A 5572-nucleotide genomic window follows, 5' to 3' on the forward strand; every position below is an offset into this window, starting at 1 on the left:
GCCACATACAAGCCACCGCTCGTCTCGGAATTCTTCGAAAGAGTATCAATATAATGAGCAATTCCGTCTTTTGATATTTCTTCTCCAAACAAGACGACTCGCATCTGACCGGTCACGTTTTTTTTCGATGTTTTTCTATTAATATCAGTACGGGCACCACGAATAGTTTCATTCTCAGCCGAAATTACTTCTACATTACTTTGGAATTCTGGATTCACTTGACGAACGACTGCTGTTACCGACAATTTATCGTCTTCTCTCAAATCATATCCAAGTAAGGTTGTCAATCCAATCTGTTCCAGCAATTTCTGTTCCGCACATCCAACCAACGAAACAAAGAGAACAACGAATATGAAGCCAAGTTTTATTTTTTTCATATCTTTTGCTCCTTACGAGTCCGATATTTCTTTTTCATTATTGCGAGAAAGTATATAAAGATGGGATAAACAAATATGACATAAAATCCAACTTTGGAAAAGTAAGTGTTCACCGCATTGATTTGGGTACGAGTTTCAATGGAAAGAGAGAGCATAAAGATGACAACCGAAAACAGCCAAATAAATTTGTTTGAATTTACTTTCACCAATCGTAAGCTTCCCCGATAAGCAGCCCATAGGTATAGACAAAGGTTGGGCAAAATCACTAACATCCAAAAGCAAACGGCAATATATTCAAACCGTTCGATAAACGGAAAATGGACGACGCTGAATAATGTTAAGGTGGCCCAAATCGATTTATTTAATTGTTCTGGGCTGAAGTATGTGATAGAAACTAATATGACAGATAGATAAATGATCGTAGTTGCCAACAATCCAAAATGTACATGCTTTTGTACTTTATTTTTATCCTTGATGAATGGGTAGATCACATTGAGTATCTCAAACCCCGCAATAGTAAACGTCATGGACTGTGCACCTTTTAAAATTCCGATAATATCGGTTTCCATTATGGGCAGCAAACTTCGCGCCGAAGTAAATTGAAGTGGATATACCAACATGGGCAAAAGCCAAATGGACAGAACGAAACTGAAAAATGAAATCCCAACAATAACACGCAGTCCACCTGTAAAAGCGTAGATGACTATCAGCAGTAAAGTAGCGGAAATAAACCACGTACTCAAGTTCGGAAAAACCCACGTTTGAACCACTTCAATATAGTTTCGTAATACAGAGAAAAATGCAGTTGAACAATACAATATATATAAAAGATTTAAAAAGTTGCCGAACCATTTTCCGAAAATGTCTTGATGGATGCCGTATAAATCATTCGAACCGTAGATTTCCAGAGTTTTAATCATAATAATCGCGATAATATGAGTGGCAATTCCGACGAGCAGAACAGAAATCCAGGCATCATGTTTGGCGTCCTGATAAATGACACGTTGGAAGCCATGGATACCAACACCTACTTGAATCGTATGAATCACAAAAAAAAGTAGAAAAGCATTGATCATCTCTTGGTTTTTCACATGTATGGTGTTGTTCACTCAAATCACCTTCAGTTCAACTTTTTTCTGGATTGATTGGTTCTGGTTGATATTTATCTGCATCCTGTGGCCTTGCATTTGATTGCCTTTTGTAAGCAAATGGTAATGGTAACCTAATGATACTATCTCGCCAATCCTTAAAACGCGGGGGATAGAAAGGAGCAGTGTATGGTGCTCCCAAACTAGACTGACGAATCAGGTGAGTCAAGATGAAGCAAAAACCGAGCATGATTCCATAAAAACCCCAAAAACCCGCTAACAAAATCAATGGAAAGCGGATGACCCGAATGACGTTACCCATCATAAAGCTTGGCGTCGTAAAAGAAGCCAATGCGCTTAGCGCAACAATGATAATAAGAATATTACTCGTAATCCCGGCTTGTACCGCCGCGGTTCCTATCACGATACCGCCTACGATACCGATGGTTTGTCCAACTTTGGTCGGTAATCTTGCCCCTGCTTCCCTTAATAATTCAATTATCAATTCCAGGAGTAATGCTTCAATTATTGGTGGGAATGGCACTAGAGCTCTGGATTCGCTTAAAGGAACTAACAGCGATTGAGGGATGACTTCATAATGAAAAGTCAGAGCTGCTACATACATAGGTGTCAAGTAAATGGACAAAAATACGGCACCGAATCTCAATARTCGAAAAAAGGAAGCGATTGGCCATCGCAGGTTTTGATCTTCCCTGCTTTGAAAAAATTCAATGAACGCGTATGGGCATAATATTGCCATGGAACTGCCATCCACAAGGATGCCTAATTTACCATTCAGCAACCCTTCGCAAAACCTGTCCGGTCTTTCAGTAAGAAGCATCTGGGGAAACGGTGATAAAGAATTGTCATCAATCATTTCAGCAAGAGTCGAACTATCCAATAAGGCATCCAGCTTTAAGCTGGTAATCCTGTCTTTCAACGTATTCACCATGTCCTCGGATGCAATGCCCTTGATAYATAAAAGGGCAATCGTTGTATTCGTTTGTTTTCCAACAATAAATTTTTCATTGCACAGCTCAGGATTTTTAATATACCTTCGAATTAGTGATTCATTGGAAGACAGGCTTTCATTGAATCCGACCTGTGCCCCGATTACCTGTGATTCATTTTCAGGTGCTGTCAAGCTTCGGGACTCTTTCGTCGTGATTTTTGCCATTACAACTTGAGAAAATCCATTTATATGAATCAGTGCCGTCCCGTTATACATAGAAAGTACGGAATGATCCAGTTGTTCATCCAAATCAACCTCGGGCAGGGAAAGTGCAGATTTAAGACTTTCAGGTGATTCATACTCTTTTCTTAAAAGGTCTGGAAGGAGCTGTTCTTTTATGGTTCGGCCATCCACCAAACTATCTATGTAAGTAAGCGTGAGATTTGGAGAAATTGTTTTGACAACTAAGTCAGTTGGATTGTTGGTTGCTTTTTTAATAGCCTTTAAATAATCTTCTGATGAGATTGGAAACAATTTTTCATTATGAACCTTACTTGCTTTTTCATCTTTGTGATTTTCGCCATCTTCAACAGTCGGTTTATTCTTCGAGGAAGACTGTCTGCTCTTTTTTTTGAACATTTCTTTCCCTCCTTTTACAACCCTTTCTTTTAGAATAGGCTCCAGGAAGATAATCTATACGCATAATTCAAACGTAATAATATTTTTTGACATTTATAGATTACGGACTTTCGTACAGTTCGATCTGCATTTGTTATACTGAAACAAGATATTTTAAAAGGAGAGATTCCAATGAAAACATTCGCCTTGATCGCTGGAAGTTTGCGGAAAGAATCATTAAATCGAAAGTTACTTGCCTACTTAAAAGAAACGTACAAAGTGGACATGAAAATGGAGTTTATTGAAATCAATGAGTTTCCATTGTTTAATGAAGATATCGAAGCTGAGGTTCCTGAACAGGTGAAAAAAGCCATCCAACTGATACAGGAATCTGACGGTGTGCTGATTGCGACGCCTGAATATAACCATTCAGTGCCTGGGGCATTGAAGAATGCATTAGATTGGCTTTCAAGAAAAGAAAAAGTTTTTATTAAGAAACCAGTTTTGATCATGGGTTGTTCAGGAGGACCAGTAGGAACATCACGTGCTCAAAATCATTTACGATTAATATTAAATTCACCAGGACATCAAGCGTTAACACTACCTGGAAATGAAATTTTGATTGGACTAGCACCAACGAAATTTAATGATAAAGGAACACTAACTGATGAAAAGACCGTAATATTCATTAATGGAGTCATGAAGAAATTCATTACATGGATCGATACTACAAAAGAGTGGCAGAAAGAGGAGATATAATGCAATCCAATCAGAGGCCCCACATTTTATTAGTCGACGGAATGGCACTTTTATTCCGTTCGTTTTTTGCAACTTCAGTCTTTGGACAATACTTTAGAAATGAACAAGGTGTCCCAACTAATGGTGTTCAAGGGTTTGCCCGTCATGTGATGAGCGCAAAACAAATTATGCAACCGACTCATATGGCCATTTGTTGGGATATGGGTATGCACACTTTCCGCAATGATTTGTTTGATGGATACAAATCCAACCGTCCTGCTCCGCCTGAAGAAATGCTGCCTCAATTTGATATGGCTAAGAGTCTTTCTGAAATGCTTGGCTGGAAAAACTTTGGGGAAGTTGGGATGGAAGCGGATGATTTAATTGGCTCCATGACATGCAAGTGGCAAAATGAAGCAGATATCACCATCGTAAGTGGAGATAAAGATTTATTGCAATTACTCAATCCCACAACTAAAATCGCTTTTACGAAAAAAGGGTATAACATCTATGACGAATATACATACGAACGTTTTGTAGAAGAGTATCAAATTGAGCCTTCGGTTTTTGCCGATGTGAAAGCATTTATGGGAGATTCGAGTGACGGGTACCCGGGAGTTAAAGGAATAGGACCGAAAAGTGCACTTCAACTTATTCAAAGCTATGGTTCTGTTGAAGGAGTCATTGAGGCGTTACCGGAGTTAAAGCCAGGTCAACAAAAGAAGATTCAGGAAAACCTGGACATGTTACGATTGTCAAAAAGACTTGCTACGATTCATTGTGAAATGGATTTGCCGATTGAACTTGATCAATTGATTGTACCTTCATACAGTCAGCAATTATTAACTCAGGTAGAGGAAGCTGGATACGGCATTACGAGTCGGTATGCTAGAACTTTATATTCGATTTAACTTTATTTGGAGGAAACTTGGTCGTGTCTGAAGTTACTCGTCTCTTAAACGAGCATTGTCAGTAATTCAAACTTCTTAGTATTTGGGGATATTTTTACGAACGTTAAAATACCTTTGTTCTTTTCATATGAAATTTGGCGATTTCTTCCACCATTATCGTGGATGATCAGCATCAAGTCGTTTTCTTTTTCTTCAAACCCGATGAGCGGGACCCAATGATAGGAAAAATCATAAGAGCTGAACCAGTGAAATGAAAAGTACCGATCAAATTTACATGCCACCGGTCTTCCGGCTCGTAATTCTTCTTTTGCTTCTTCCATCGAACAGGTATCAATATCCCAATTAGGGCCGAGAAGTTTCCGTAAATTATGTTTTAAACGCCATGTAAATAAACCAATTCGAGTACATCCCAGTAAACGGTATAATCGATTCGCATCATAAGGACATGAATTCGGCATCAAGTAACGCAAAATGGTCAGGGCAGTAACAGGTCCACATGCAGATTTCTGATACTGTGTTTTGATTGATCTATCAAATTGCGATAGACCTTGTAATTCTAATTGAATACGCATAATGTCACCTCAGTGAAAAAAGAGTTTTTCCGTCTGATTTAACAGTACGGAAAAACTCTTTTTCTGTAAACTTTGAAGCTTTCGTTGCCATTTAAAATGGTAGAAAAACTCCAAATCTAGCTATCTATCAAATTATAAGTATTGATGAATGTCTACGTTTGCACCTTCGGCAAGTGCATTTCCAAGCGATTCATCGGCGCGGTGGAAGTTTGCTATCGCACGCCCTACGATGTCACGATTTTGGATGGTAGAGAATTGATCTAGCAAGTTTTTAATGAGCGTTAGTTTTGTAGACTCATCATAACTACGGTAAATT

7 protein-coding genes are annotated in these 5572 nt (G+C 38.7%); 2 read left to right on the forward strand and 5 right to left on the reverse strand.

Annotated features, from left to right (window positions below):
* The 3 genes from AC1DSB_RS13430 to AC1DSB_RS13440 all read right to left on the reverse strand — a co-directional run.
* Nucleotides 1-377 (reverse strand): Ger(x)C family spore germination protein (locus tag AC1DSB_RS13430; RefSeq protein ID WP_477586883.1); only part of this gene is annotated, 377 nt, incomplete at its 3' end.
* Nucleotides 374-1486 (reverse strand): GerAB/ArcD/ProY family transporter, encoded by a 1113-nt coding sequence (locus tag AC1DSB_RS13435; protein WP_477532186.1) that lies wholly within the window; start codon nt 1484-1486, stop codon nt 374-376. The genes AC1DSB_RS13435 and AC1DSB_RS13430, both read right to left, overlap by 4 nt.
* 16 nt (nt 1487-1502) lie before the next feature.
* Nucleotides 1503-3056, reverse strand: coding sequence for a spore germination protein (locus AC1DSB_RS13440; RefSeq protein WP_477586884.1), 1554 nt, complete (start codon nt 3054-3056; stop codon nt 1503-1505).
* 171 nt (nt 3057-3227) lie between these two features.
* Here AC1DSB_RS13440 and AC1DSB_RS13445 point away from each other — a divergent pair, with 171 nt between their 5' ends.
* Both AC1DSB_RS13445 and AC1DSB_RS13450 read left to right on the forward strand, forming a co-directional pair.
* Nucleotides 3228-3794 (forward strand): NADPH-dependent FMN reductase, encoded by a 567-nt coding sequence (locus AC1DSB_RS13445; RefSeq protein ID WP_477532184.1) that lies wholly within the window; start codon nt 3228-3230, stop codon nt 3792-3794.
* Entirely contained in the window at nt 3794-4684 is an 891-nt protein-coding gene (locus AC1DSB_RS13450) for a 5'-3' exonuclease (protein WP_477586885.1), read from the forward strand. Before AC1DSB_RS13445 ends, AC1DSB_RS13450 begins: the two co-directional genes overlap by 1 nt.
* Nucleotides 4685-4728: 44 nt before the next feature.
* Here AC1DSB_RS13450 and AC1DSB_RS13455 read toward each other — a convergent pair whose 3' ends face one another.
* Both AC1DSB_RS13455 and AC1DSB_RS13460 read right to left on the reverse strand, forming a co-directional pair.
* Nucleotides 4729-5256 carry a cysteine peptidase family C39 domain-containing protein gene (locus AC1DSB_RS13455; protein WP_477586886.1) on the reverse strand — a complete coding sequence of 176 codons (528 nt, stop codon included), beginning with the start codon at nt 5254-5256 and terminating at the stop codon, nt 4729-4731.
* A gap of 132 nt (nt 5257-5388) precedes the next feature.
* On the reverse strand, nt 5389-5572 hold a 184-nt coding region (locus AC1DSB_RS13460), incomplete at its 5' end, for a catalase-related domain-containing protein (protein ID WP_477586887.1).

It is taken from the genome of Paenisporosarcina sp. P4_E4_2 (assembly GCF_056401595.1).

Excerpts from the sequence above, each read along its gene's own strand:
- AC1DSB_RS13455 (WP_477586886.1), bottom strand. The coding sequence starts at position 5,256 with ATGCGTATTCAATTAGAATTACAAGGTCTATCGCAATTTGATAGATCA.
- AC1DSB_RS13445 (WP_477532184.1), top strand. The coding sequence starts at position 3,228 with ATGAAAACATTCGCCTTGATCGCTGGAAGTTTGCGGAAAGAATCATTA.
- AC1DSB_RS13450 (WP_477586885.1), top strand. The coding sequence starts at position 3,794 with ATGCAATCCAATCAGAGGCCCCACATTTTATTAGTCGACGGAATGGCA.